Raw genomic sequence first — 24195 nt, forward strand, 5'->3', positions numbered from 1 at the left:
GGGCTCACAGCGGGGCGCCGGTGGGGTGGGGTTGTCGCGTTGGGGACGTGTCCGGGGCGTCGTCATGCCGGGCTCGTGCCTTGCGGGCGGCGTCAAAGGTCGCGCGTGCAGACAGGGCCTCCCCCAACCCGTCCCCGAGGGGAGGGGAGCTCAGGAGAGCACTATAGCCCATGTCGGGTCATGCGACGGTAGAGTGCCTGACGGCTGAGCCCGAGCGAGGCGGCGGCGTGAGAGACGTTGTGGTGGTGGTGACGGAGGGCGGCTTCGATCATCACGCGTTCCGACTGTTCGAGCGACACGTCGAGCGGCGGCGTGGCGGTGGTGACGGGGGATATCGCCTCCACCAGCCGCGGCGTCAGCGCGGCGGCGTCGATGACGCCATCGTCGTCGAGCAGCACCGCCCGTTCGATCGCCTGCGCCAGCCCGCGCACCTCGTCCGGCCAGTGGCGCGCGAGGATCAGCGCCTCGGCGGAGGCGGTAAAGGGCGGCACCGGGCGGCCGTGGCGGGCGGCGGCGAGGCCGGCGAAATGGCGGGCGAGCAGCAGCGCGTCGGCGTGGCGCGCGGATAGCGGCGGCATCGTGAGATCGACGGTACCGAGCCGGGCGCGCAGGCGCGGCGTCATCATGGCGGGGTCGTCGACGATCGCGACGGTGCGCGCGGTCGCGGGCAGGCGGTCGAGCAGGCGCGCCTGCTGCACCTCGTCGAGGCGATCGGGGTGACGCAGGATCAGCGTGCCGCCGGTGCCGCCGATCTTCTCCCAGGCCAGCGGATCGCGCACATCGATCGTGATCGCGTCGGCATCGGCGTGCGGAGAGCCGGCGTGCAGCAACGCCGCGACGAGGCTGCGGCCGGAGCCGGACGGTCCCGACACGATCACGCCGGCGGCGCTGGGCGCGACGCGGCGGATCAGGTCGCGCAGTCCGGCGATCGCAGGCGAATCGCCGAGCAGGCGGTGGAGGCCGGCGGGGGTGGCGGTCGCAGCGTTGCCGAATGCGAGGCTGGGCGTGCTGGGGCGTCGGCGTTTGCCGACTGCCGCGTCGACGCGGGCGATCAGGTCGGCGTTGCGCCACGGCTTCATCACGAAGTCCGACGCGCCCGCCTGCATCGCCGCGACCGCGATACGGATGCCGCTGTGGGCGGTGATGACGACGACCGCGGCAGTGGGGTCGTCGGCGACGATCCGGGCGAGGCAGGCGAAGCCCTCCTCGCCGCTGGTCTGCCCCTGCGTGAAGTTCAGATCGAGCAGGATCGCGTCGTAGCGGTGCTGCGCGAGGAGGGAGAACGCCTCCTGCGGGGCGACCGCGGTGTCGACGCGGTGGCCGGCGCAGTCGAAGGCGAGCGTGACCGCCTGTGCGATCTGACGGTTGTCGTCGACGAGCAGGATCCGGTGTCCGCTTGACACGTCGTCCGGTGTCCGGTCGCGGACACCCTGTCCGGCCACGGACGGAGGACTGTCGGCGGGGTCGTGCTTAGTCATTGATTTCACGTGTTTTCGGCATTTTCGAGTTCCTGCGCGACACTGTCCGCATGATGACCGAACCGAGCATACACGCAAACCTCTCTCCCGGTGCAGGGATGGACCGGCAGGTCGCGAAAAAGCCGCGGCCGTGGTGGAGGTCGCGCGCCGCGCTGATCGCTGTGGCCGTGGTGCTGGTCGCGGTGGCGGTGTGGCGCTTCCTGCCGGCGGCGGGATCGACCGATATTGCGTCCGCCGATGTGGAGACCGGGCTGGTCGGACGCGCGCCGTTTGCCGACTATCTGCCGGTGCGCGCCACCGTCGCGCCGAAGGTGACGACGCTGGTCGGTGTGCTGTCCGGCGGGCAGGTCGAAAGCCTGTTGGTGCAGGACGGTGCGATGGTCGCGGCGGGCCAGCCGCTGGCGCGGCTCGCCAACCCGGAACTGCGGCTGGAGGTGCTGACGCGCGAGGCGCAGATCGCCGGGCAGCTGGGTGACGTGTCCGGGCAGGATCTGGGGATCGAGCGCAACCGGCTCGATCGCGCCAGCCAGATCGCGCAGGCGAACTACGACCTCATCAAGGCTCGGCGCGAGCTCGGCATTCGCCAGCAACTGCACGACAAGGGCTTCGTGTCCGATGCGGGCGTGAAGAGCTTCGCCGAGGAGGCCGCCTATCGGGAGAAGCGGCTGGCGCAGTTGCAGTCGGGCGGCGCGACCGAGGCGCGGATCACGGCGTTGCAGGAGTCGCGTCTCGCGGACACGCGCAACCGACTGTCGGGGAACCTGACGGCGGTGCGCGCGGGCCTTGACGCGCTGGTCGTGCGCGCGCCCACCGGAGGGCGGTTGACCAATTTCGCGATCCAGCCGGGCCAGACGCTGAAGCCGGGCGATCCCGCCGGACAGGTCGACAGCGAAGGCGCATGGAAGCTGGAGGCGGATGTCGACGAATTCTACCTGGGCCGGGTCGCGGTCGGGCAGAAGGCGACGGCGAACGACGCGCGGCTGACGGTCAGCAAGGTGCTGCCCGCGGTCAAGGACGGTCGCTTCCGCGTCGAACTCACCTTCGACCGGGCACCCGACGGCCTCAACCGCGGCCAGACGATGGACGTGCGCGTCACGCTCGGCAGCACCGCCCCCGCCCTGGTGGTGCCGGTCGGCGGCTGGGTGGATGCGGGCGGCGGGTCGTCGGTCTTCGTCCTCGACAGCGACGGCGCGCATGCCCGCCGCCGCACCATCAAGATCGGCCGCCGCAACCCCGAACAGGTCGAGATCCTGTCCGGCCTCGAACCCGGCGAACACATCGTCACCAGCAACACGTCGGCCGTGAAGGGCGACATCCTCAACATCCGCTGAAAGGCCCCGTCATGATCCGCCTAGAGAATATCCAGCGCCGCTACGTATCCGACGAGGTCGAGACGACCGCGCTCCACGACATCGACCTGCACGTCCAGTCGGGCGAGTTCGTCGCGATCATGGGACCGTCGGGGTGCGGCAAGTCGACGCTGCTCAACACGCTGGGCACCGTCGACCGGCCGACCGCGGGGCGGTACATGTTCGGCGACCGCGATCTGGCGGCGCTGGACGAGGCGGCGCTGGCGCGGTTCCGCGGCGAGACGCTGGGCTTCGTGTTCCAGAGCTTCAACCTGATCGACGAACTGACGATCGCCGAGAATGTCGAACTCGGGCTGGCGTATCGCAAGGACCGGAGCGGCGATCGGCGCGCGCGCGTCGCGGCGGCGATGGACAAGGTGGGGATCGCGCACCGCGCGCGCCATTATCCGCATCAATTGTCGGGCGGTCAGCAGCAGCGCGCGGCCATCGCCCGCGCGATCGTCGGCGATCCGAAGCTGATCCTCGCGGACGAGCCGACCGGCAACCTCGACACCGAGAATGGTGCGCAGGTGATGAACATCCTGAACGGCCTGAATGCCGAGGGGGCGACGATCGTGATGGTCACCCACTCGCCCAGCCACGCCGACATGGCGAAACGCCGCATCGACATGCTCGACGGACGCATCGTCGCGTCCGTCGCCCGCGCCCTCTGATCCCTGAAGCAAGGACCACGACCATGAACCGTTTCGCACTCGCCACGCTGATCCTCGCCACGTCCACCGCCGCTGTCGCCCAGTCCGGGGAGCGCCGGTTCGAGGTCGGACGCTTCGACGCGGTCGAGCTGACGGGGTCCGATGCCGTCCGCGTCGTGCCGGGTGCGGCGTTCTCCGTCGTGGCGAGCGGCGATCCGCGCGCGGTCGCGGCGCTGACCGTCGACGTGCGGGGCAACACGCTGCGCGTCGGGCGGCGGCCGGGCAACTGGCGCGATAAGGGCGCCGTGGTCACGGTGACGATGCCCGCGATCCGCGCCGCGACGATCACCGGATCGGGGGATCTGGACGTGGGGCGCGTCGCCGGGGCTGCGTTCGCGGGTAAGGTCGGCGGTTCGGGCGATCTGCGGCTGCACGACGTTCGCGTTGGCGATGCGCGGATCGAGGTGGGCGGCTCGGGCAACGTCACGCTCGACGGCAATGTCGCGGGGGTGCTGGCGATCGACCTGTCCGGGTCGGGCGATGTCGTCGCGCGCGGCAACGCCGGGAATGTCGCCGTGCGGCTGGTCGGGTCCGGCGACATCGACACGAGCGCGGTCCGGACGGCGCGCGTTCAGGTCGACCTGAGCGGATCGGGCGATGTGAAGACCTTCGCCAGCGACACGGCGCGGGTCGCCGCGGGGGGAACGGGCGACTTGACGGTCGCGGGGCATCCGCGCTGCACCGTGCGCAAGACCGGCACCGCCGACGTGTCCTGCGGCTGATCCCGCGTCTCGAACCGGACTCCGGATCATGAACCGCTTCGCGCTCCTGACGCTCTATCGATCGCTGACGCGGCACAAGATGCATGCCGTGCTCAACATCGGTGGGCTGGCGGTCGGGATTGCGGTGTTCCTGGTGCTGGGCCTCTATGTCCGGTTCGAGACGAGTTACGAGAAATGGCTGCCGCGCCACGCGGGAATCTACCGCGTGCTAACCGAGTTGCACCTGCCCGGCACCGCGTTCAACGGCGCGTATCCGGATACGATGACGGGCATGCTGGAACAGATGCGGCAGGATTTCCCCGGTCTCGTCGGCACCCGCATCCGCGGCGGGCGCAAGGGCGGCAGCGTCCTTCGCGGCGACACCGCGACGAAGGAGGACGTGGCGCAGGTCGATGCCGCGTTCTTCCGCGTGTTCGACCTGCCGATGGTCCGCGGCGACGGGGCGCGGGCGCTGGCCGATCCGAGCGGGGTGCTGCTCAGCCGGTCGGCGGCGCGCAAGTTCTTCGGGAGCAGCGACCCGATCGGTCAGACGATGACGATCGCGGTCGATGCGCCCGCGACGTACGGCGTCGCCGGCATCTTCGAGGATTTGCCGGCGAACAGCGACCTGCGCTTTTCGATCCTGCTGCCGATGCCGCGCACGCCGCCGGCGGGTGACTGGATGTGGTATAAATGGGGCACCGCGTCCGCCGCGACCTTCCTGCGGTTCGGCACGGCGGCGCAGGCGCGCGCCTTCGAACGCGCGATGCCGGCGTTCATCCAGCGTCATGCCGGAATGGACCTGGGGCCGCGGCCGACCGACGTGATTTCCCTGCCGCTGATGCCGATCGCGAACGGCCACCTGCGCCCGGTCGGGCCGGAGAGTGCCGGCCGGTCGCTGACGGTGGCGACGCTGGGGATCGTCGGCGTGCTGACGCTGCTGATCGCGATCGTCAATTACGTGAACCTCGCCACGGCGCGCGCCGGGCTGAGAGCGCGGGAAGTCGCGATGCGCAAGGTCTTGGGCGCGGATCGCGCCACGCTGGTCCGGCAGTTTCTGGGCGAGGCGGTGGCCACGGTCACGGTCGCCGCGCTGGTCGGGTTGATGATCGCCGAGCTCGGGCTGCCCTACGTCAACGCGGCCGGTGGACTGGCGCTGACGATCCCCTACGCCCTCGTCGTGCCGGCGCTGGCCGTGCTGGCGCTGCTGGTGGGGGTCGCGGCCGGCTTCTACCCGGCGCTGCTGCTGTCGCGCTTCCCCGCGGCGGCAGTGTTGGCATCCGCACGCGCGCCCGGCGGCGGTCGGGCGGGAGCGCGCCTGCGCGAGGCGCTGGTCGTCGTCCAGTTCGGCCTCGCCACCGCCTTCATCATCGGCACGATCGTGCTGGTCGTGCAGGTCGCGCACGTCCGCAACGCCGATCTGGGGTTCCGGCGCGACGGCCTGCTGATGGTGCCGTCGCTCGCCGACAAAGGCGTCGGGCCGGAGCGGACGCGCGCTTTGCTCGCCGCGTTTCGGGCGCTGCCCGGTGTGGCATCGGTGGGGGTGGGGGGCGCCGGGCCCGGTGGCGACGGCGGTGCGAACGTCGACGTGATCGAGATGCCGGGGCGACCCGCGCCGGGCCTGTCGGTCATGACGCTGGTGACCGGACCCGATTTCTTCCGCACCTACGCACCGACACTGCTGGCCGGCCGCCTGTTCGACGACGCGCACCGTGCCGACGATTCGACGGACTGGCAACGCTGGCCGAAGGGGCGCAACATCGTCCTGAACGCGAAGGCGGCGGTCGCGCTGGGGTTTCGCACGCCGGCGGAGGCGATCGGCAAGACGGTCGGCGGGTCGATGCCGCGCACGATCGTCGGCGTGATCGACCGTTTGCGCTTCTTCTCGCCGCGCACGCCCGACGAGGCGACCTATTACGTCTATTATCGCGAGTTCGTGCCGACGCCGGTGGCGGCGATCCGCTTCACGGGCGACCGACGCGCGATGACCGATGCGATCGGCCGCGCGTGGCGGCGGATCGCACCCGACGTGCCGCTGGTCGTCGAAAGCGCCGATCGACGCCTTGCTCCGTTGCACGAGGCGGACGAGCGGGCGGCGCGACTGTTCGCGATCGGATCGGGGCTGGCGGTCTTCATCGGCTGTATCGGATTGTGGGGCCTCGCATCGTTCAACGCGGCAAGGCGGATGCACGAGATCGGCATTCGCAAGACGCTGGGCGCGTCGGCGGCGGACATCGTCCGGCTGCTGGTCGGACAGTTCCTGCGGCCGGTGCTGATCGCCAACCTTCTCGCCTGGCCGATCGCCTATGCGGCGATGCGCCTGTGGCTGGCGGGGTTCGCCGACCCGATCGCGCTGTCACCCCTGTATTTCGTGGCGGCGAGCCTGCTCGCCCTCGTCATCGCGACGCTGACCGTGCTCGGCCAGTCGCTGCGGGCGAGCCGCGCCGCACCCGCCTGGGCGCTGCGCCATGACTGATATCTTCACCCTTTCCTCTGGTCTGGAGCGTTCGCGATGAACCGCTTTGCCTTGTTGACCCTGTATCGTTCGCTCACCCGCCACAAACTTTACGCCGCGCTGAACATCGGCGGGCTGGCGGTGGGGATCGCGGTGTTCCTCGTCCTGTCGCTCTATGCGCGGTTCGAGACGAGCTACGAGAAATGGCTGCCGCGGTATGACCGCATCTACCTCGTGCAATCGGTCTGGAACATGCCCGGCAGCGCGTTCAATGGCGCGATTCCGTGGACGATGGGCGGACTGCTGGACCAGATGCGGGAGGATTTCCCCGGCACGGTCGGCACGCGGGTGCGTGGCGGCGAGGATGCCGGCAGCGTCGTGCGCAGCGGTGCCGCGGTCAGCGAAGACGTCGCGCAGGTCGATCCGACCTTCTTCGACGTGTTCGACCTGCCGATGGCGCAGGGTGACGGCCGCGCCGCGCTGACGTCGCCGGCCAACGCGATCATCAGCGAGAGCGCGGCGAAGAAGTATTTCGGGTCGAGCGATCCGATCGGTCAGACGATGACGGTCGCGATGGACAGCGCCAACAGCTACCGCGTGGCAGGCGTGTTCCGCGACCTGCCGAAGAACAGCGAGTTCAAGCTGTCGATCCTGATCCCGCTGGCGAAGACGCCGCCGACCGACAACTGGTATCATTGGGGCAGCAGCCAGTTGCAGACCTTCCTGCGCTTCGACACGCCCGAAGCCGCGCGGGCGTTCGCGCGTAAGACGAACACGTTCGTCGATCGCCGCGCGACACAGGACATGGGCAAGGACGCGTCCAAGACGCTGAGTCTCGGCCTGTTGCCGATCGAGCGCTGGCATCTGGAGCCGACGGGGACGCAGAGCGCCGGGCAGAAGCTGACCGTCGTCACGCTGGGGATTGTCGGACTGCTGACGCTGCTGATCGCGATCGTCAATTACGTGAACCTCGCGACGGCGCGGGCAGGATTGCGGGCGCGGGAAGTCGCGATGCGCAAGGTGCTCGGCGCGGATCGCGGCGCGCTGGTCCGCCAGTTTCTTGGCGAGGCGGTGCTGACGGTCGCGCTCGCCGCATTGATCGGACTGATGCTGGCGGAACTGAGTCTGCCGCTGGTGAATGCCGCGGGCGGCCTGTCGCTGACGATCCCGTATCTGGTGGTCGTGCCGCTCCTGCTGGTGCTGGTGCTGGTGGTCGGCGTCGCGGCGGGGTTCTACCCGGCGTTGTTGCTGTCGCGCTATCCGGCCGCGGCGGTGCTGGCATCGGCGCGGTCGCCAGGCGGCGGTCGTGCGGGAACGCGCACGCGCGAGGCGCTGGTCGTGTTCCAGTTCGGGCTCGCCATCGCCTTCATCGTCGGCACCATCGTCCTGTTCGCGCAGACCCGGCACGTCCGGCAGTCCGATCTGGGGTTCAAGCGGGACGGATTGCTCGTCGTGCGCTCGCTGGCCGAGAGTCTGGTTTCCGCTCCGCAGAAGCGGGCGATGGTGCAGGCCCTGTCCGCCCTGCCCGGAGTCCAGACCGTCTCTGTTGCCGACAGTGCGGTCGGGGGGAGCGGCAACGACAGCAGCGACAACGTCAAGCTGCCCGGCGTCGCCGGTAACGGTCCGTCGCTGCGCTGGATCGTCGTCGGCCCCCGCTTCTTTTCGGTTTACGGCAGCCGGCTGATCGCCGGGCGCGTGTTCGACGACGTGCACCGGGCCGACGACAGCGACGGCGTCGCCAAGGATCAGCCGCGGGCGATCGTCATCAATCGACGGGCCGTGCCGGCGCTGGGCTTCAGGTCGCCGGAGGAGGCGATCGGCAAAACCGTCGGCGTCGACCGGCCGCGCACGATTATCGGCGTGGTCGACGACATGCGGTTCGACTCGCCGCGCCAGGCCAATACGGCGACCTACTACGTGTACACGCGCAAGCCCGAGGAGCTGGGCTCCAGCGTCGCGACGTTGCGCTTTACGGGCGATCCCCGGGCAATGGTCGCGTCTGTGCGCGGCGTTTGGCAGCGGATGGTGCCGCAGGTGCCGTTCGTCGGGGGTACGGCGGACCAGCGACTGGCGCAATTCTACGAAGCGGATGAGCGCGCGACGCGGCTGTTCGCGATCGGGGCGGGGCTGGCGGTGTTGATCGGCTGCGTCGGGCTGTGGGGGCTGGCGTCGTTCAATACCGCGCGGCGGGTGAAGGAGGTGGGCATCCGCAAGACGCTGGGGGCGTCGTCCACCGACATCGTCAAGCTGCTGGTCGGGCAGTTCCTGCGCCCGGTGCTGATCGCGAACGTGGTCGCGTGGCCGCTCGCGTTCGTCGCAATGCGGACGTGGCTGGCGGGGTTCGACGACCGCATCGCATTGTCGCCGCTGTTCTTCATCGGCGCGAGCGTGGCGGCGACGTTGATCGCGGTGCTGACCGTGATCGGCCAGTCCCTGCGGGCGAGCCGCGCCGCACCGGCCTGGGCGTTGCGTCATGACTAAGTGGGTCGGCATCGCGGCGTTGCTGATCGCCAGCCCTGTGTCGGCGGAGACGCTGCGCGAGGCGATCGTCGCCGCCTATGCCGGGAACCCGCAACTGGCGGCGGCGCGGGCGCGGCAAGAGGCGCTGGCGGAGACGCCGGAACAGGCGCGCGCGCTCGGCCGGTTGACGGCGGCGGGGGACGGGACCGCAGGCTACGACCGGTTCGGCTACGGCAAGGGCGGGATCGTCAGCGTGTCGGCGGCGCTGCCGATCTGGACCGGCGGGCGGGTGCCGGCCGCGGTCCGTGCCGCCGGCCGCGACGTCGCAGCGGGGGCGGAGGTGTTGCGCGATACCGAGGCGGCGATCCTGGAAAGCGTCGTCGCCGCCTATGCGGACCTGCTCTACAACCAGCAGGCGGTGGAGGTGGCGCGGGTCGGGATCGAACGGCTCGATGCGCAGGTCGCGGAGGCGCGCTCGCGCTTCGGATTGGGGCAGGCGACGCAGACCGACGTCGCGCAGCTGGAGGCGCAGCGCGCCAGCGTCGTCGCCAATCTCGCGGATGCGGAGGGAACGCTGGCGACGGTCGAGGCGGCGTACCGTGCGATCGTCGGGCAGTCGGCGGGTGTGCTGACGGCGGAGGTGCCGCCGCCGGTGCGTCTGCCGACGACGCGCGATCAGGCGCGCGAGCGAGCGGCGACGGACAACCCGCTGCTGCTCCAACAGCGCCGTGCCGCCGAAGCCTCCGCCGCGCGGATCGCGCAGGAGCGGGCGGAGCGTGCACCGTCGCTGGGGCTGGTCGGCAGCTACGGTTATGGCGGACGGTTTGGGAGCGGCGACCTGCGCGGTTATGATGCGGGGGCGGTCGGGGGCGTCGCGCTGCGCGTGCCGCTGCTGACCGGTGGTCTCGTCGCGGCGCGGGTGCGGCAGGCGGAGGCGAACAACCGCGCCGACCGGTTCGGGGTCCATGCCGCCGCGCGCGAGGTCGAGCGCGGGGCGGACGCGGGCTGGGCCTTGCTGACGGCGGCGCAGGGGCGGCTGGCCGCCAATGTCGAGGGGCTGCGCGCCGCCGATCTGGCGCTGCGCGGCGTCAGGGCGGAATATGGCTTCGGCCTGCGCTCGACGATCGACATCCTCGTCGCCGACCAGAGTTTCCGCGCGGCGCAGCTGGCGGTGGCGCGCAGTCGCGGCGACGTGTTGATCGCGCAGGCCGCGTTGCTGCGCGCGACGGGGCAGCTCACCGCCGACGCGTACGGGTAAGGGCTATTTCGGGAGGAGCTGTCGCCCGCGCACGGTGAAGTCGACGGCCGTGGTTGGTGCCCCGGTCCCCGGCTGACCGCCGCCGACCGTCAGGCGGTAGCGGCCCGGCACGACCGCCCGCTCCCCCACCTGCGACACGCTGGACAGGGCGCGGGCGTCGAAAAACAGGCGGACCTGCCGGCGTGCGCCGGGCGTGAGCGTCACGCGCTGGAATCCGCGCAGGGCGCGGACCGGCATGCCGGGGGCGTCGGGGAAGCTGAGATACGCCTGCACGACCTCGTCGCCGGGGACGGTGCCGGCGTTCGCGACCGTCACCGCCGCCTCCAGCGTATCACCCGCCTTTAGCGTTTTGCGCGACAGCGACACCGGCGAATAGGCGAAGCGCGTGTAGCTGAGCCCGTGGCCGAACGGGTAGAGCGGGGTGCCCGTGAAGTAGCGATAGGTGCGGCCCTGCATGCCGTATTCGCGGAATGGCGGCAGTTGTGCCGCGCTCTTGTAGAAGGTCACGGGCAGGCGACCGGACGGATTGTTCGCGCCCGACAGCGTGCGGGCGAGGGCGGTGCCTCCCTCCTGTCCGGGATACCACGCCTCGACGATGGCGTTCGCGTTGGCGGCGGCCCAGTTCACCGACAGCGCCGATCCGTTCATCAACACCGTCACCAGCGGCGTGCCGGTCGCCTTGACGGCTTTCAAGAGGTCCTCCTCGTCGCGCGGCAGGTCGAGGCTCGACCGGTCGCCGCCGATGAACCCGGGCAGGTTGACGGTCATCTCCTCCCCCTCCAGCGCGGAGGTGATGCCGACGACGCCGATCACCACGTCCGCGGCCTTGGCAGCGGCGACCGCGCGGGCCAGCGCATCGGCGCGCACCTCGTTCCAGACGAAGCGGGGCGGAAAGCGGCTGTTGGTCTGTTCGATCCGCACGGCGTGGCGCGCGCCGCGCTTCAGCGTCATCGTCACCAGATTGGCGCCGCGCTGTTGTGGGTCGGTGTTGTCCGCAACCAGCCGGTCGTCGATCCACAGCCGCGCGTTCCGACCATCGATACCGATCCGGTAGGTGCCGTCGGCCGGTGCGGCGACGAAACCGGTCCAGCGGATCGAGGTTGCGGCGGCCCCCGGCAGTGCGGCGGGCGTATTGCGGTCGAAGCTGACGCGCACATCGGTGCGGGTCAAAGCGGGCGCGCCGGTCAGCGTCGCGTTGCTCCAGTATTGGCCGCGAAGGCCGGGCGCGCCATCGGGTGCCGACAGGGCCGCGGTCGGCACCGGTTCGGCGAGGCGCAGGAAATCGGTGCCGGGTTCGAACACGATCTGCGCGTCGGGAAACTCGGCGCGCAATCCGTCGAGCGCGGTGACCGGCTTCAGCGGCTGGCCGTGATAATTGCCCAGCAACACGTCGACCTGATCCGCCAGCGGCCCGACCACGGCGATGCGCTTTATTCGGCCGGGCGACAGCGGCAGGACGCCGTCGTTTTTCAGCAGCACCATCGACTCGTCGGCGAGTTTCAGCGCAAGGGCACGGTGCGCGTCCGAGTTCAGGGCGGTGTCGGGGATGCGCGCATACGGCACCTGCGCCGGCGGATCGAACAGGCCGAGCTTCAGGCGCGCGGTGAACAGGCGGCGGAGCGAGGCGTCGACATCCGCCTGCGGCAACAGGCCGCTCTTCATCGCGTCGAGATAGCGGTCGTAGTCGGAAGTCGCGCCGGGGCCGCGGCCATATTCGGCGCAGTCATTGTCGACGCCGAACTTCATCGACAGCGCTGCCGCCTCCGCCATCGTGCCGACGGTGTGGTGGCCGCGCTGGATGTCGGCGATCGAGTCGCAGTCGGAGACGACATGGCCCTTGAACCCCCAGGCGCCCCGCAGCCGGTCGTCGAGCAGGAAGCCGCTGGCGCAGGCGGGATCGCCGTTGACCGAATTGTAAGCGCACATCACCGATTCGACCTTTCCGTCGACGACGAGCGCGCGAAAGGCGGGAAGGTAGGTGTCCTCCAGATCGTGAAGGCTGACGGTGATGTTGTCGCTGTGCCGGGTCGGCTCCGGACCGCTGTGCACGGCATAATGCTTGGCGGTGGCGGAGACGCGGTAATAGCTTGGGTCGTCGCCCTGCATCCCGCGCACGAACGCCACGCCCAGTTCACCGGTCAGATACGGATCTTCACCGTACGTCTCCTGACCGCGGCCCCAGCGGGGATCGCGGAAGATGTTGATGTTCGGCGACCAATAGGTCAGCCCCTGCATGATCCGGTGCGGCGCGCCGCTCCGTTCGATCTGATTCCAGCGGATGCGGCCCTCGGTCCCGATCGCTTCCCCCATCGCCAGCATCGCGGGCGTGTCGAAGGTCGCGGCGAGGCCGATCGGTTCGGGAAAGACGGTGGCGTAGCCGTTGTTGGCGACGCCGTGCAGCGCCTCGCTCCACCAGTTATATTCGGGGATGTTCAGGCGCGGAATGGCGCGCGCCTGATTGACGAGTTGCGACGCCTTTTCCTCCGGCGTCAGCCGGGCGATCAGGTCGTCGACCCGCCGTTCCACCGGTAGCGACGCGTCGCGGAAGGGGATCGGGGCGGCCACCTGCGCGCTGGCGGTGCTGGCGAGAAGGGCGGATGCCAGCGCCACTATCGACGCGCGCTCGATCACGTCGGATTTCATATCCATGGGCATCATGCCTCCTCCACCCCGATCAGGCGACGCGGATCGACCATCGCCCAGGCGAGGGTGCCGACGACGACGACCGCAGCCCCGGTTCCGAACGCCGCCGCCCAGCCGTATCGCGCGGCGATCCACGGCGTCAGCGACGAGGTGAGCGCACCGCCAAGCTGGCAACCGACGTTCATCAGGCCCGACACGACGCCGGTGTGGCGGCCGGCGATGTCGGCGGTCACCGACCAGAACGAGCTCTGCGACAGATAGATCGCGCCGCCGCCGAGCGCGAGCGTCATCACCGCGAGCGGGACATTGTCGACCTGCGATCCCAGCACCAGAAACAGCGCGGTCAGCACGAACGACACCATCGCGAGGCCGGACCGACCCCAGTACAACCCGTGCCGGCGCGATACGGCATCGTTGATGAACCCGCCCGCGAGGCACCCGACCGTCATCGCCAGGAACGGCGCCATGCCGAACAGCGCGCTCGATTTCAGGTCCAGCCCCCGCGCCTCGGCGAGATAGATGAAGAACCAGCTGAAGAAGATCCAGATGACGTAACCGAACGCGAAATAGCTGAGGAACAACCCCCAGACGTTGCGGCTGGCGAAGATCGCGCGCCACGGAATCGGGCCGTCCGCCTCCGTCACGCGCGGTGGCAGGCCGGATTCAATATAGGCGAGTTCGGCCGCGTTGACCTTGGCATGATCCTGCGGCCGGTCGCGCGCGATCGTGTACCAGACCAACGCTGCGACCAGACCGATCGCGGCGCAGACGTAGAACGAGGCCCGCCAGCCGCCGAATGCGATCACCGCGCTGATCAGCGGAGGCGTCAGGCCGGAACCCGCACCGACGCCCGCGAAGATCAGGCCGTTCGCCTTGCCGCGTTCGTGCGCGGGCACCCAGCGCGAGACGAACTGGTTGCCGGACGGGTACACCGCTGCCTCGCCGATCCCGAGGGCGAAGCGGACCACGACCAGCATCAGGATCGCGTAGGCGCCCTGCGGCGGGACCAGTGCGGTCGCGACGCTGAACACGCCCCACCAGATCAGCGCGATCGTCAGCAGCTTGCGCGGACCCATCCGCGCCGCCAGCCAACCGGCCGGCACCTGGAAAGCGGCATAGCCGATCAGGAAGGCGCTGAAGACCCAGCCGAGCTGGATCTGGTCGATGCCGTATTCCCGGCGCATCTGGACGCCGGCGACGGAGATGTTGGTGCGATCGAGGAAAGCGATGGCGCTGATGACGAACAGCATCGCCACGAGCCGGATGCGGATGTTCGTGCGCCGCTCGACGGTCGCCATGGCTCTCTCCCCGATCTGCGGTAATCCCGCATAATATCCTATATGATCGACGATAGCTGCGATATAGGCAGGCGTAAAGACCCGCATCGGCACCACGTCGCCGGCTCAACTTCCGCAGCGAATCCCGCTACGGATCGGTGAAGCCGGTGCTGCCGAGAACGTCATAAGGAGAAGATGCCCGTGAACCCGTCCCGCCTGCTTGCCACGCTCTTGCTGGCGTCGTCGCCGATCGCCGCCGCACCTGCGGATCAGCATCCGTCGCAGCCCGGATCGAACCCGATCATCCGCGACAAGTTTACCGCCGATCCGGCCCCGCTGGTCGTCGGCGATCGCCTGTATCTGTATGTCGGCCATGACGAGGCGCAGCGCGACGAGATGTTCAACATGCGCGAATGGCTGGTCTATTCGACGACGGACATGAAGCACTGGACCGACCACGGCCCGATCATGAAGGTCAAGGATTTCAAGTGGGCGAAGCAGGATGCCTGGGCCTCTCAGACGATCTTCAAGAACGGCAGATACTGGTTCTACGCGGCGGTCGAGCATGACGCGACGCATCCGGGCAAGGCGATCGCGGTGGCCGTATCGGACAAGCCGACGGGGCCGTTCGTCGATGCCAAGGGATCGGCGCTCGTCACCAACGCAATGACGCCGAAGGGCACGCATAGCTGGGAGGATATCGACCCCACCGTCTTCACCGACGACGACGGAACGACGTGGATCGCATGGGGCAACCGGCAATGCTACATCGCCAGGCTGAAGCCCAACATGATCGAGATCGACGGACCGATCCGCGAGATCACGCCGCCGCATTTCGAGGAGGGCCCGTGGCTGCACAAGCGCGGCAAGATGTATTACCTGACCTACGCCTCGCTCGACCGGAAGACGCATCGAGACGAGCGCGTGTCCTATTCGACCGCGCCGTCGATCAACGGGCCGTGGACGTATCGCGGCGAGCTGACCGGATCGGGCAAGTACAGCTTCACGATCCATCCCGGCATCGTCGAGTACAAGCGCAACTGGTACCTGTTCCTGCACAATGCCACGCTGGCGATCGGCGACCTGAACGGATCGATCGGGCGGCGCGCCGTGACGGTGGAGCATCTCCGCTACAACCCCGATGGTACGATGATCCCGGTGGTGCAGACCGATGCCGGGGTGACCGCGCCGGCGGACAGAGCGAGATAATCGCGCTACCGCACCCGCTTCAGCACACGGTCGGCCCAGGTCAGGAAATGCGGGATGTTGGGCGCGTCGGTGTGGCCGCCGTCATGCTGCCGCCACGCCAGTTCGCCCGCGTCCCTCGCTTCCAGAACGGCTGGCATTGGAACACTGCGGTAATCGCCGTCCGCGACACCGCTGGCACCGAGCAGGCGGTAGACGCGGCTGGCGTCGACGGTCGCCATCCAGCTGCCGCGCTGGTCCAGCCACGGCGCGTCGCCGGCGGCGGGGATGCCGTAGCTGACATAGACCGGGCGCGGTGCACACAGGGCGATGAGGCCGTTGGCGTCGACCGGGAGCGCACTGGCATCCAGCTGCGGCGGCGACACGCCCTTCGTGTCGTATTTCAGGAAGTTGCCGGCCATCCAGTGGTATTCGCCGGTGGCGAGATTGCCGACCTCCTCCCCGAAATGCCGGCGCAGCGGCGTCGTCCCGCCCTTGCCGGATGATCCCAGCAGCGCGACGGCGAAGCGCGGGTCGAACGCCATCGTCACCAGCGCCGCCTTGCCGTAGCGCGACACGCCCTCGATCCCGATGCGGGTCGCGTCGACGGCGGGGTCGGTCGCCAGCCAGTCGAAGCCGCGACTCGCCGCCCACGCCCACGCCCGCAGCGCGCCCCACTGGGCGGGCCGGCGCGGGGCACCGCCGTTCGCGAGGCCGATGATGCCCGACCGCAACCCGGAGCCGTCATCGGCCTGCGCACTCAGCGGGTCGATCATCGCATAGCCCCAGCCGGCGGCGATGATCTGTTCGGGGACGGACGGGGTCGGGTCGAAGCGGCGCGGCGCCGCGGGTCCGGCGAGCATGTGCGCCTGATGCCGGTCGAAGATCGGTTTGAGGGCCGGATCGCGCTCGGCGAGCAGCGTCTTGAGCGCGGCGTCGATCCGCTCGCTTTCGTCCGCGGTGGGCTGCGACGGGGCGGGGAAGGCGGCGGGGCCGAACATCATCAGCACCGGCACCTTGGCGGTCGCGCCGGCGGGCAGCACGACCAGCATCCGCAGTCGGACCGGCGGCATGCCGGAGCGCGGATCGGCGACCTCCCCGATGAGGCGACGCGCAGTGACGGCGCGGCCGAAGCCGATCGTCTCCGCATCGCTGGCATCGACGTGCCAGCGGACCGGCGGCAGGTCGGCGGGCACCCGGCCATACACCTCGCGCTCGTAGATCGCGGCGATGGCGGGGCGCTGGACGTCGCGCCACTGCGCAGCGGTGCGGACCGGGCGACCGTCCGTCGTCCGCAACGCGTCGGGCAGCGGATAGGGGTTGGCGGTCGCTTCGTCGGTGCTGGCGGCATCCGGTGCTTTCGGGTCGCCGTTCGCGCCGGGGATCAGTGCGGTGATGCCCAGCGCCCGCATCATCGCCGCGCGATCCGCGTCGGCGGCGGGGTTCTGCGCGACGCCGGCGGTCGCGACCGCAACGAGCGAGAACGATAAGAGTGACCGCAGCATCATCGTGCCGCTTTGCCGAGGGGCCGGGGGGAGAGCCAGCCGCCGTCCGAGAGCCAGTCGTATAGGCGATCGGGCCAGTGCAGGATGGAAATGCGCGGCGACTCGTCCAGATTGAAGGCGTGATCGCTGTCCGCGTACATGTGCAGTTCCGCCGACACTCCGGCTTTTCGCAGCTGTTCGTAAAGCGCCACGGACGGCGCGGCGCAGCATGCGTCGAGACTGCCCGCGACGAGGAAGGCGGGCGGGGCGCTGGCGATGGCCTTCGCCGGAATGCCGCGCGGGCCCGGGAAGACGAGGACCTGAAAATCGGGGCGGCCCGACAGCCGGTCGATCGCATCGACGACGGGGCGGCCGGCGGGAGTCGGGTTGTCGGCGATCAGCGACACCAGCTCGCCACCCGCCGAAAAGCCCATCGCGCCGACGCGGGCGGGGTCGATGCCGTAATCGGCGGCATGCGCGCGCACCCAGCGGATCGCGCGGCGGGCGTCGTCGGCGGCATCGCCGTCCACCGAATAGGGCGACCCGGGCTCGTTCCCCAACCGGTATTTCAGGACGAACGCGGTGATGCCCATGCGGTTGAGCGCGGTTGCGACCTTCGTGCCCTCGTTGGTCCAGACCAGCAGCTTGTGTCCGCCGCCGGGCATGATGACGACCGACGCGCCGTTGCGGTTCTTCGCCGCAGCGGGGAAGACGAGCAGCGACGGGTCGTGGATGTTGCGCACCCAGTAATCGCGCCCGACTTCCGCTTGCCCGCGACGCTTCGCCGCGCCGGGTGCTCCCTGCGGCCAGAGCGGCACCGCGGTGTAGGTCGCGGGCGACTCCGGCGCGGGGTCCTGCGCGGTGAAGGTCTGCGCCACGACGGGAGCGGCGAGCAACAGGCAGGCCGACAGGATCACACAGCGCATCGGCACTCTCCCCAATCCTATAGCATTTGCGCTTTCATGCGGGGAACACGGGACTTGGCGCAAGGGGGGTCGTGCGTTCTCAGGCGCCCCAACCGCCGCCGAGCGCACGGAAGACGTCGACCTGCGCGGTGGCGATCTGTGCGTCGGCGAGCGCGAGCGTCGCCTCCGTGTCGGCCAGCGTGCGTTCGGCGTCGAGCGCGACGAGGCTATCGATCTGGCCCTCACGCTGCTGCGCGCGGGTGATGCGTGCGGCGGCGGCAGCCTGATCGCGCGCGGATTGCAGGGCGGTGCGGCGTTGCAGCGCGTTGGCGTAGGCCGACAGCGCGGTTTCGCTTTCCTCCAGCGCCTGCAACACCGTTCCGTCGAAGGTTGCGAGCGCCGCCCGCGTGTCGGCCTCCGCACCGGCGATGCGCGCGCGCGCCTTGGTCGGGTTGACGTTCCAGTTGATGAGCGGGCCGAGCAGCCAGCGCAACGGACCGCTGCCGAACAGGTCGCCGAGGCCGGTGCTGGTCTGGCCGATCGAGCCGCCCAAGCTGATCTTGGGATACAGGTCGGCGGTGGCGACGCCGATCCGCGCGGTGGCGGCGGCGAGGCGGCGTTCGGCGGCGCGCACGTCCGGGCGGCGCGCGAGCAGTTGCGCGCCGTCGCCGATCGGGATGGGACGATCGAGCCGCAGCGTCGTCATGCGGGCGGCGGCGATCGGCGGCAGGTCGGCGGGCGCGCGGCCGGTCAGCGTCGCGAGCCGGAACAACGCCGCCTGACGCTGCGCGCGGATCGCGGGGATGTCGGCGAGGCGCTGGTCGCGCAACGCCGCGATGCGGGCGGTGTCGAGGCCGGTGGTCAGGCCGACCTTGGCGCGGTTCGACGTGACGCCGAGCGAGCGGTCGATCAGCGCGACGATCCGCTCCGCCACGGCGATGCGTTCCGCGGCCGAGGCGGCGTCGGCATAGGCGCGGGCGGTCTCGGCGGCGATCGAGACGCGCACCGCGTCGAGGTCCGCCTGTGCCGCGCCGACATCGCCGCGCGCCGCCTCGACGTTGCGGCTGATGCGGCCGAACAGGTCGACTTCGTACGAGACGTTGAGGCCGCCATCGACGCGCCAGCCTTCGCGATCGACCCCGGGGATGGTCTGGATTTCGGACACGCGGCCGTAATTGCCGCTGGCGCTGACGTTGCCCTGCGGCTGGCGGTCGCCGCGAACCTCGCGCAGCGACGCGCGGGCACGGGCGAGGCGGGCGGCGGCGACACGCAGGTCGGTGTTCGCCCTGAGCGCGTCGGTGACGAGGCCGTCGAGGACGGGATCGTTGTAGAGTTGCCACCAGCGTTCGCTGGCGGGAGCGGTGATATCGACCGCGGTGCTGGTCGACAGGAACGGCCCCGCCGCGGCGGCGGGCGTCTGCGGGGCGACATAGTCGGGGCCGGTCGCGCAGGCCGCGAGAGCCAGTGCGGAGACGGTGGCGAGGATGGCACGCATGGTTTTGCTCCTTATTCCGCCGGCAGCGCGTGGGGCGCGGGGCTGGCGGCGTGCCGGCGGCGGGCGAGACGATCGCCCAGCGCGCGGCACACGACGTAGAAGGTGGGCGTGAACAACAGGCCGAAGCCGGTGACGCCGATCATCCCGAAAAACACCGCGGTGCCCAGCGCCTGCCGCAGCTCGGCACCGGCACCCTTTGCGATCAGCAGCGGCACCGCGCCGAGGATGAAGGCGAAGCTGGTCATCAGGATCGGCCGCAACCGGTCCTGCGCTGCGCGCACCGCGGCTTCGACCGGGGACAGGCCGTCCTGTTCCTCCGCCTGCTTGGCGAATTCGACGACGAGGATGGCGTTCTTCGCGGCGAGCGCGATCAGCACGACGAGGCCGATCTGGGTCAGGACGTTGTTGTCCATGCCGCGCAAGTTCACGCCGATCATCGCCGCGAGCAGGCACATCGGCACGATCAGGATGATCGACAGCGGCAGCACGAGGCTTTCATATTGCGCCGCCAGCACGAGGAAGACGAACACCACCGCCAGCGCGAAGACGATCGCGGCCGTGCTGCCCGCTGCCTTCTGCTGGAAGGCGATGCCGGTCCATTCGGTGCCGTAGCCCGCCGGCAGCGTCTCGGCCGCGACCTTTTCCATCGTCACCAGCGAGCGGCCGGAGGAATAGCCGGGCGCAGTGTCGCCATCGACCTCGACCGCGGGGAAGAGGTTGTAGCGGGTGACGCGGTACGGCCCGGTCTTGTCGCGGAAGGTCGACACCGATCCGATCGGCACCATCGCGCCGCTGTTCGACCGCGTCTTCAGGTTGGCGATGTCCGCCGTGGTGGCGCGGAACGGGGCGTCGGCCTGCGCGGTGACGCGGTAGGTGCGGCCCAGCAGGTTGAAGTCGTTGACGAAGGCCGAGCCGAGATAGACCTGCAACGCTTCGAATACGCGTTCCGGGGGGACGCCGAGCATGTCCGCCTTGGCGCGGTCAATGTCGGCGAAGATGCGCGGCGTGGCCGAATCGAAGAAGGTGAAGACCTGCGCCAGCCCCTCGGTCTGGTTCGCCTTCGCAAGCAGCTTGCCCGTCTCCTCGCCCAGCTTCTGGTAGCTGCCGCCGTTCTTGTCCTGTACGATCAGGCGATAGCCGCCCGCCGAACCGATGCCTTGAATCAGAGGCGGCGGGATGACGAGGATGCGCGCCTCGTCGATGTCCGCGGTGACCTTGCGCGCCTCCGCCATGATGCTGGCGAGGGTGACGCCGAGCGCCTGACGGTCCTCGAACGACTTCAGCGGGATGTAGGCGGCGGCGGCATTGGGGGCGAGCGTCTGCGACGGGCCGTCGAAGCCCGCGAGCATCACCGCGCCCTTGACGCCCGCCAGCGGCAGGATGCGCTTGGCGACCTTTTGCACGACGGCGTCGGTGCGTTCGACCGAGGCGCCGGAGGGAAGCTGGACGACGGTCAGGAAGTAACCCTGATCCTGCGCCGGGATGAAGCCCGACGGCGTCGCCCAGAACAGCGCACCGGTGGCGGCGATCAGGCCGAGATAGACCGTCATCATCCGCCTGGGACGGGCGACCAGCGCGGCGGTGAGCGCGGCGTAGCGGGCGCTCAGCCGCTCGAACCCGCGGTTGAACGCGTCACCGGCGCGGCGGACGGTGCGGGTCAGGCGGTTGCCGTGCTCCGCATGGACGTGCGCCTTGAGCAGCATCGCGGCGAGCGCCGGCGACAGCGTCAGCGACAGCAGCAGCGAGATGATCGTCGCCGTCGAGATCGTAACGGCGAACTGGCGGTAAAATGCGCCCGACAGGCCGGTGAGGAACAGCGTCGGCACGAACACCGCGCACAGCACCAGCACGATCGCAACCAGCGCGCCCGACACCTCGTCCATCGACGTACGCGCCGCTTCCAGCGGGGTCAGCCCGCGCTCCAGGTTGCGCTCGACATTCTCGACCACGACGATCGCGTCGTCGACGACGATACCGATCGCGAGCACCAGCCCGAACAGCGACAGGTTGTTGAGGCTGTAGCCGAGCGCCGCCAGCACCGCGAAGGTGCCGATCAGCGACACGGGGATGGCCACGATCGGGATGATCGCCGCGCGCCATTTCTGGAGGAAGACGAGGATGACGAGCACGACGAGGATCATCGCCTCGACCAAAGTATGCTTCACCGCGTCGATCGACTGGGCGATGAACTCGGTCGGGTTGTAGATGACGCGGTATTCCAGCCCCTTGGGAAAGTCCTTCGCCATCGCGTTCATCTCGGCGCTGACCGCTCCGGCGGCGGCGAGCGCGTTCGATCCGGGGCGCTGGAAGACGGCGGCGATGACGGTCGGCTCGCCCGACAGATAGGTGTTGGAGCCGTAATCGGCCGCGCCGAGCTCGACCCGCGCGACATCGGCGACGCGGACCTGACGCCCGTCCGCATCGGTGCGGATCACGACCTGCGCAAACTGCGCCGGATCGACGAGGCGGCCCTGCGTCTCGACGTTGAGCTGGAACGCGCTGCCGTTCGCGTAAGGGGGCTGGCCGAGCGTGCCGGCGGCGACCTGCACGTTCTGGGCGCGCAATGCCTGGACGATGTCGCCCGCCGTCAGGTTGAGCGCGGCGGCACGACCGGGGTCGATCCATACGCGCATCGCATAGTCGCGCGCGCCGAACAGCCGCACGTCGCCGACGCCGTCGATGCGCGCCAGCCGGTCGCGGACCTGAGTCAGTGCGTAGTTGGAGATGTAGCCGCGATCGAGGCTGTGGTCGGGCGAGACGAGGTTCACGACCATCAGGAAGTCGGGCGACGTCTTGCGCGTGACGACGCCGAGGCGCTGCACCTCTTCCGGCAGGCGGGGCACCGCGACCGCGACGCGGTTCTGGACCAGCACCTGCGCGGCGTCGAGGTCGGTGCCGAGCTTAAACGTGACGGTGATCGTGACCGTACCGTCACCGGTCGACTGGCTGCTCTGGTAGAGCATGTTGTCGACACCGTTGATCTCCTGCTCGATCGGCGCGGCGACCGTCTCCGCGACGGTTTCCGCCGAAGCGCCGGGATAGGTGGCGGTGACCGTCACCGTCGGCGGCACGATTTCGGGATACTGCGAGACGGGCAGGCCCCAATAGGCGATCGCGCCGACGATCGTGATGATGACCGCGATGACCGCGGCGAAGATCGGGCGCGTGATGAAGAAGCGCGAAAAGCGCATGGCAGGCTCCCCGGAAGAGGATGGAATTCGACAGACGTGTCGGTTTCACCCTCACCGGCGATGCGCCTGGGTGAGGGTGAGTGGGCGTTACCGGGCGAAGGTGACTTCGCCCGCGAGCGGCGCGCTGCCGCCGCCGGGTGGCGCGGCTTCGGATACAGGCGCGATGCGGCCGGGCCTGGCGGTGACCTTGGTGCCGGGCATCGCCATCTGCGTGCCGCTGATAACGACGCGGTCGTTTGGCGACAGGCCGCCGCGGATCACGCGCAGGCCGCCCAGCACGGGGCCGAGCTGCACCGGCTTGGCGGCGACCGAGCCGTCCTGCGCCACGGTCAGCAGCGTCTTGCGCGCCTGATCGGTCTGCACGGCCGAATCGGGGACCAGCAGCGCGCGGGTCGTGCCGCCGCTGCCGAGGCGCATGTTGCCGAACAGGCCCGGCGTCAGGAACAGGCCGGGATTGGCCAGCACAGCACGACCGCGGATCGTGCCCGATTTCGGATCGAGGCCATTGTCGGTGAAATCGAGACGACCCTTCCAGCGATAGTCGCCCTCGTCCTGCAACTTGACCTCGACCGGCGTCACGTCGGTGCCCGACGCGGCGGCGCGTCTGGTCTTGAGGAACAGCGCCTCCGAACCGTCGAAGGTGAAATAGATCGGGTCGAGCGCGTTGATCGTGGTCAGCAGCGTGCCGTTCGAGTCGCCCGCCGCGACAAGGTTGCCCGCATCGATGCGGCGATCGGAGATACGGCCGGCGATCGGCGCGCGGACCTGCGTGAACTCCACGTCGAGTGCGCGCGAGCGCACGCGGGCCTGCGCGGCGGCGAGGCTGGCGGTGGCGGCGCGCAGGCGGGCGTTGAGCTGGTCGACATCGCTCTTCGAAACTGCATCGTCAGCGACGAGCCGGTTGGCGCGGTCGAGATTGGCGCGGGCGAGCGCGACGTCGCTCTGTGCGCTCGCCAGACCGGCGCGCGCTTCGGCGAGGGAGGCGGCGAAGGGGCGGGGATCGAGGGTGAAGAGCAACTGGCCCTTTCGCACGATCGCGCCGTCGGTGAAGTGGACCGCGGTGACCAAACCCGGCACACGCGGGCGCACCTCGACGCTGCGGCTGGGTTCGAAGCGGCCGACATAATCGTCCCACTCGTTCACCTCCCGCACCAGCGGCTGCGACACCGTGACGGTGGGCGGCGGCGGCGCAGCGGCGGCGGGGGCGTCGCGGTCGATCAGCGTGTATCCGAGCGCGACGGCGGCAACGGGCAGCAGCACCAGTGCCGGCTTGCGCCAGCGCGGTTTGACGGGAGCGGGCGACGCGTCATCCTGCGCCCGACCCTGCGGGGCCTCGACGGGCGAATACATGTTCATGCGCGTGCTCCCTTGGGAGAGGCGGCGGCGGAAGTCTGGTGGACCATGATGATCTCCCTCGATCATGTCTGATGGACGCAGCGGGTCGTTGCCCGCTGACCCTGTTGCGACAGGGCGTCCGTGGCGGATGAAATTCGGCAAAGGGGTATGATCGGCCACGCAGTCGCGCGCCGTGGATCGCTCCGGCAAAGGACAAGCCGGCCCTCCCACTCCGCGAAGGCCGTGCGTTACGCGGGGACGCGATC

The 24195-nt window shown here is 69.8% G+C and carries 15 protein-coding genes; 7 read left to right on the top strand and 8 right to left on the bottom strand.

Features of this window, described 5'->3' with window-relative positions; genetic code table 11:
* Positions 1-161: 161 nt before the first annotated feature.
* Positions 162-1478, bottom strand: coding sequence for a sigma-54-dependent transcriptional regulator (locus AC0CH8_RS06470; protein ID WP_465239167.1), 1317 nt, complete (start codon positions 1476-1478; stop codon positions 162-164).
* Positions 1479-1528: 50 nt separating this feature from the next.
* Between AC0CH8_RS06470 and AC0CH8_RS06475 the strand changes: the two genes are divergently transcribed.
* The 6 genes from AC0CH8_RS06475 to AC0CH8_RS06500 are packed head-to-tail and all read left to right on the top strand — an operon-like array spanning position 1529 to position 10414.
* Positions 1529-2809, top strand: coding sequence for an efflux RND transporter periplasmic adaptor subunit (locus AC0CH8_RS06475; RefSeq protein ID WP_465239168.1), 1281 nt, complete (start codon positions 1529-1531; stop codon positions 2807-2809).
* 11 nt (positions 2810-2820) lie between these two features.
* Positions 2821-3501, top strand: coding sequence for an ABC transporter ATP-binding protein (locus tag AC0CH8_RS06480; protein WP_465239169.1), 681 nt, complete (start codon positions 2821-2823; stop codon positions 3499-3501).
* 23 nt (positions 3502-3524) lie between these two features.
* On the top strand, positions 3525-4262 hold the full coding sequence (locus tag AC0CH8_RS06485; RefSeq protein ID WP_465239170.1) for a head GIN domain-containing protein: 738 nt from the start codon (positions 3525-3527) through the stop codon (positions 4260-4262).
* Positions 4263-4290: 28 nt separating this feature from the next.
* Positions 4291-6717, top strand: coding sequence for an ABC transporter permease (locus tag AC0CH8_RS06490; RefSeq protein ID WP_465239171.1), 2427 nt, complete (start codon positions 4291-4293; stop codon positions 6715-6717).
* Positions 6718-6753: 36 nt separating this feature from the next.
* Complete coding sequence (locus tag AC0CH8_RS06495) at positions 6754-9177, top strand: ABC transporter permease (protein WP_465239172.1); 2424 nt, start codon at positions 6754-6756, stop codon at positions 9175-9177.
* Positions 9170-10414 carry a TolC family protein gene (locus tag AC0CH8_RS06500; RefSeq protein ID WP_465239173.1) on the top strand — a complete coding sequence of 415 codons (1245 nt, stop codon included), beginning with the start codon at positions 9170-9172 and terminating at the stop codon, positions 10412-10414. The genes AC0CH8_RS06495 and AC0CH8_RS06500 overlap by 8 nt, the downstream gene beginning before the upstream one ends.
* A 3-nt stretch (positions 10415-10417) precedes the next feature.
* On the opposite strand, the gene AC0CH8_RS06505 is transcribed toward AC0CH8_RS06500, so the two are convergent.
* Positions 10418-13063: a glycoside hydrolase family 3 C-terminal domain-containing protein gene (locus AC0CH8_RS06505; RefSeq protein WP_465239174.1), complete on the bottom strand. Its 2646-nt coding sequence runs from the start codon at positions 13061-13063 to the stop codon at positions 10418-10420.
* A 5-nt stretch (positions 13064-13068) separates the two neighbouring features.
* A complete protein-coding gene (locus AC0CH8_RS06510; RefSeq protein ID WP_465239175.1) occupies positions 13069-14355 on the bottom strand; it encodes an MFS transporter in 1287 nt (428 codons plus the stop codon).
* Between the two features lie 180 nt (positions 14356-14535).
* Here AC0CH8_RS06510 and AC0CH8_RS06515 point away from each other — a divergent pair, with 180 nt between their 5' ends.
* Entirely contained in the window at positions 14536-15543 is a 1008-nt protein-coding gene (locus AC0CH8_RS06515; protein WP_465239176.1) for a glycoside hydrolase family 43 protein, read from the top strand.
* A 5-nt stretch (positions 15544-15548) separates the two neighbouring features.
* Here AC0CH8_RS06515 and AC0CH8_RS06520 read toward each other — a convergent pair whose 3' ends face one another.
* The 5 genes from AC0CH8_RS06520 to AC0CH8_RS06540 all read right to left on the bottom strand — a co-directional run bounded on the left by AC0CH8_RS06520 (position 15549) and on the right by AC0CH8_RS06540 (position 23950).
* Positions 15549-17027, bottom strand: a complete 1479-nt coding sequence (locus AC0CH8_RS06520; protein WP_465239177.1) for a glucuronyl esterase domain-containing protein — start codon at positions 17025-17027, stop codon at positions 15549-15551.
* Entirely contained in the window at positions 17024-17929 is a 906-nt protein-coding gene (locus tag AC0CH8_RS06525; RefSeq protein ID WP_465239178.1) for an alpha/beta hydrolase, read from the bottom strand. The genes AC0CH8_RS06520 and AC0CH8_RS06525 overlap by 4 nt, the downstream gene beginning before the upstream one ends.
* Before the next feature lie 79 nt (positions 17930-18008).
* Entirely contained in the window at positions 18009-19403 is a 1395-nt protein-coding gene (locus AC0CH8_RS06530) for an efflux transporter outer membrane subunit (protein WP_465239179.1), read from the bottom strand.
* 11 nt (positions 19404-19414) lie between these two features.
* The gene (locus AC0CH8_RS06535) at positions 19415-22594 is read right to left on the bottom strand and encodes an efflux RND transporter permease subunit (protein ID WP_465239180.1); all 3180 of its coding nucleotides are present in this window, start codon (positions 22592-22594) and stop codon (positions 19415-19417) included.
* An 87-nt stretch (positions 22595-22681) separates the two neighbouring features.
* A complete protein-coding gene (locus AC0CH8_RS06540; RefSeq protein ID WP_465239181.1) occupies positions 22682-23950 on the bottom strand; it encodes an efflux RND transporter periplasmic adaptor subunit in 1269 nt (422 codons plus the stop codon).
* Positions 23951-24195: the final 245 nt, after the last annotated feature.

The organism is Sphingomonas sp. AC435 (assembly GCF_979253005.1).